The organism is Streptomyces sp. W16, assembly GCF_033194735.1.
GTDB lineage: Bacteria > Actinomycetota > Actinomycetes > Streptomycetales > Streptomycetaceae > Streptomyces.
The window spans coordinates 1-3,183 of the sequence record NZ_JAWOAI010000804.1 but is presented as its reverse complement, the minus strand read 5'-3'; the positions used below and the strand labels follow the sequence as shown (position 1 = coordinate 3,183).

Sequence of the window (3,183 nt, the reverse complement as noted above, 5' to 3'; positions counted from 1 at the left end):
GCTCTTCCGATCTGTCGCTGCTGGAACTCGGCTGCGCGCGCAGCACGGCCGTGATCGCCCTCGGCCTCGCCCGGGCGCTGGGGGAGGACGGGCCGGTGACCGTCGTCGACGGTCTTCCCGGCACGCAGCTCTCGGGCCGCCGCTCGAAACCGGGCGACCCCACCGTGGTCGGCGGCGAAAAGGCCGCCACCGTGTCCCCGCAGGACCAGCGGATCGGCGTCGGCTCGGTGGCACCCGGCACGGCGTGGACCGACCTCCAGTACCTCGGCACCCGCACCGTGCTCGTCGTACGCGCCGGGCACGGCAGCGCCGCCTGGCTGCACACCGTGGCACGGCAGCTCGCGGACCAGCGCATACCGGTGGTCGGTGTGGTGCTGATCGACCCCGATCCGCGCGACCGGACCGACGGCACGCTGTGGGACGGGCTGGCCAACGCGCTGCGCGGGCAGACCGAGCGGCCGACCTGGCAGAACGGTGGGGGTACCTCCCACGCCGTTCAGGCAGTGGGGGAGGGCCGGCGGCTCGCCGAACGGCAGCCGATACGGGCCGCACGGGTCCCGGACAACGACCAGGAGGTGAGGTAGGACATGTGTGGCATCGCGGGCACGTACCGATGGCCGGACGGAAAGGCCGTCACCGACCGGCTCACCGACACCCTCGCCCACCGCGGCCCGGACGGCTCGGGCCGCTACGGCCACCCCCTGGGCGACGGCGAGGTGCAGCTCGGGCACCGCCGGCTGGCCATCGTCGACCTGTCCGAGACCGGCGCCCAGCCGATGGTCTCGGACGGCCTCGCCCTGACGTACAACGGCGAGCTGTACAACGCGCCCGAACTGCGCACTGAGTTGGAGGCCACCGGGGTGCGCTTCCGCGGTACCTCCGACACCGAGGTGGTCCTGGAGGCCTGGCGGCGCTGGGGCACGGACTGTCTGCCCCGGTTGCGCGGCATGTTCGCGTTCGGCATCTTCGACGAGCGCACCGGCGACCTGGTGCTCGTCCGCGACCAGCTCGGCATCAAGCCGCTGTTCCTGCTCCGGCGCGGCGGGGGCCTGATGTTCGCCTCCGAGCTCAAGGCGCTCGCCGCCGCGACCGGCAAGTCGCTGGAGGTGGACCAGGCGGCGCTGGTGGCGTCCCTCCTCTACTACTGGGTGCCGGACTCGCGCTGCGCGTTCCGCGAGGCGGAGAAGCTGCCGCCGGGAAGCTGGCTGCGCTGCCGGCCCGACGGCCGGGTGGAGCGCGGCAGTTACTGGAACCTGAAGGACGTCGCCGCCGAGGGCCAGGAACGGGCCCGGGCCGGCGAGCGGCCGGACCTCGCCGCCATCGTCGAGGAGTCGACCCGCCGCCACCTGATCTCCGACGTACCCGTGGCGACCTTCCTCTCCGGCGGCCTCGACTCCAGCTATCTGACCGCGCTGGCGGCCCGCCACCAGCCCGGGATCTCCGCCTACACCATCGGCTTCCGCGCCGAGGACGCCAAGTTCGAGGCGATGCCGGACGACCTGCGCTACGCCCGGCAGGTGGCCGAGCAGTTCGGTGTCGACCTGCACGAGATCGAGATCGCGCCCAACGTGCTCGACCTGCTGCCGCAGATGACGTACAGCCTGGACGAGCCGATCGGCGACCCCGCCGCGATCAACACGTACCTGATCTGCATGGCCGCCCGGGAGGCCGGGGTCAAGGTCATGCTCTCGGGCATGGGCGCGGACGAGCTGTTCGCGGGCTACCGCAAGCATTTCGCCAACCTGCTCGCGCTGCGCTACCAGCGCGTCCCGCGACCTCTGCGGCGCGGGGTGTCCGGGGTCGTGGACCGGCTGCCGGTCGCCTCGGCCCGCCGCGGCTACCGGTCGGTGCGTTTCGCGAAGCGGTTCCTGTCCTTCGCCGATCTGCCGGAGGAGACCGCGTTCCGGCGCAGCTACACCATGTACGACCAGGACGAGCTGCTCGCCCTGCTCAACCCGGACCTCGCCGGGACGGTCGACGACGTGGTGACCGAGCACACGGACGTCTACCAGGACAACGACCTCGACGACTTTGTCAACCGCATGTGCCTGACCGACGCCCGCATGTTCCTTCCGGGCCTGAACCTCGCCTACACGGACCGGTCGAGCATGGCCGCCTCCACCGAGGTACGGGTGCCGTACGTCGACATCGAGGTGGTCAAGGCGGCGTTCGCCGTACCCGGCAACCGCAAGATCGTCGGACGACAGGGCAAGGCCGTCCTCAAGGAGGCGGCCACCTCGGTTCTGCCCAAGGAGATCGTGTACCGGCCCAAGGGCCTGTTCAGCGCCCCGCTGCGGGCCTGGATGAGCCGGGACCTGGCACCGCTGGTGCGCGAGGTGGTCAACGACGGCGAGCTCGTCCGGTCCGGGCTGCTGCGCCGCGACGCGCTGGCGCGGATGGTCGCCGAGGACGCCGCCGGACAGGCGGACTACTCCAAGCATCTGTGGCACGTACTGACCCTTGAGTACTGGTATCGCGACGCGACCTCTGGCCCCGCCCAGAGCACTCGGTCGACGGCTTAGAAATCAGGAGTTCTGGTGAAGCAGGTTGTACAGAACTACAAGAGCGGCGAGCTGGCGGTGCTCGACGTTCCGGTACCGGGGTGCAAGCCGGGCGGTGTGCTGGTGCGCAGCGCCTACTCGCTGATATCCACCGGGACCGAGCTCATGAAGGTCTCCGAGGCCGGCATGTCGATGCTGGGCAAGGCCCGCTCCCGGCCGGACCAGGTGGCCAAGGTCATGCAGAGCGTGGCCACCAACGGGGTGCCCGCCACCTACCGCAAGGTGATGGGCAAGCTGGACTCCTACACACCGCTGGGCTACTCGCTGTGCGGGGTGGTCGAGCAGGTCGGCGCCGGGATCGACGACGTGAAGGTCGGCGACCTGGTCGCCTGCGCGGGCAACGAGCACGCACTGCACGCCGAGTTGAACTGGGTACCGAAGAACCTCTACGCCCCCGTCCCCGAAGGCCTCGCGCCGCAGCACGCGGCCTTCGGCACCGTCGGCTCGATCGCGATGCAGGGCGTCCGCCAGGGTGAGCCGCAGCTCGGCGAGGTGGCGCTGGTCATCGGCCTCGGACTGATCGGGCAACTGGTGGTGCAGCTCCTCACCGCCGCCGGAGTCCGCGTGGTCGGCGCAGACCCGGACCCGACGCGCTGCGAGCTCGCCGAGCGCCTGGGCGCCG

1 protein-coding gene and 2 pseudogenes are annotated in these 3,183 nt (G+C 71.2%); all 3 read left to right on the top strand.

All coding sequences use genetic code 11. The features are described from left to right. Positions 1-584, top strand: a pseudogene (locus tag R6V09_RS49545) (Wzz/FepE/Etk N-terminal domain-containing protein); the annotation flags it as partial. Between the two features lie 3 nt (positions 585-587). Further along, on the top strand, positions 588-2,522 hold the full coding sequence (gene asnB, locus R6V09_RS49540; protein ID WP_317888002.1) for an asparagine synthase (glutamine-hydrolyzing): 1,935 nt from the start codon (positions 588-590) through the stop codon (positions 2,520-2,522). Between the two features lie 15 nt (positions 2,523-2,537). Beyond that, positions 2,538-3,183, top strand: a pseudogene (locus R6V09_RS49535) (zinc-binding alcohol dehydrogenase); the annotation flags it as partial.

What these genes read in the sequence shown, in the direction of transcription:
- asnB (WP_317888002.1), top strand. Translation starts at nt 588, where the DNA reads ATGTGTGGCATCGCGGGCACGTACCGATGGCCGGACGGAAAGGCCGTC.